This window comes from Aeromonas sp. Prich7-2 (assembly GCF_017939255.1).
Taxonomy (GTDB): domain Bacteria; phylum Pseudomonadota; class Gammaproteobacteria; order Enterobacterales; family Aeromonadaceae; genus Aeromonas; species Aeromonas caviae.
The window spans coordinates 1-523 of sequence record NZ_JAGKRI010000257.1; the positions used below are offsets into that span (position 1 = coordinate 1).

General features: G+C 61.4%; 1 protein-coding gene. It reads left to right on the forward strand.

What is annotated here, in order from left to right:
• Positions 1 to 104 precede the first annotated feature (104 nt).
• A partial coding sequence (locus tag J9892_RS21505) for a DUF6444 domain-containing protein (RefSeq protein WP_210538944.1) occupies positions 105 to 523 on the forward strand: 419 nt, incomplete at its 3' end.

Consider the following 523-nt stretch of genomic DNA (forward strand, 5'->3'; position numbering starts at 1 on the left):
GTAAGTATTCACCGGAACAGTATTGACACAGGAAAAATGAGACGATCGTCTCTTGATCCCACTTTCCTGCTTGCTTGATCCTGCTCCTTAGATACGCTCCCCCCATGAGCAAAAACACCATGCATTCCGCGGGAATGCCCACCACTCTGGAGCAGGCCAACGAGCTGATTTATAAGCTCCTCGACCGCATCGCCGAGCTGGAGGACCGCCTCAATCAGCACAGCGGCAACTCCTCCAAGCCGCCTTCCAGCGACGGCCCCGGTGCACCGCCGCCGGCCCGCAAGCGTCCGGCGTCCGGCAAGCAACGGGGGGCGCAGCCCGGTCACAAGGGACATCGCCGCGAGCGGCATCCGCTTGATGCCCGCCTGACCCTGGTCCCGCATTACCCTGCCGCCGATTGCGCTTGCTGTGGCGGGGACATGGTGGCCCATGCCAAACCCTATCAGGTTCATCAGGTGTTCGAGCTGCCCGAGGTGAGCTATCTCGTCACCGAACACCAACTGTATCGTGCGACCTGCTCACG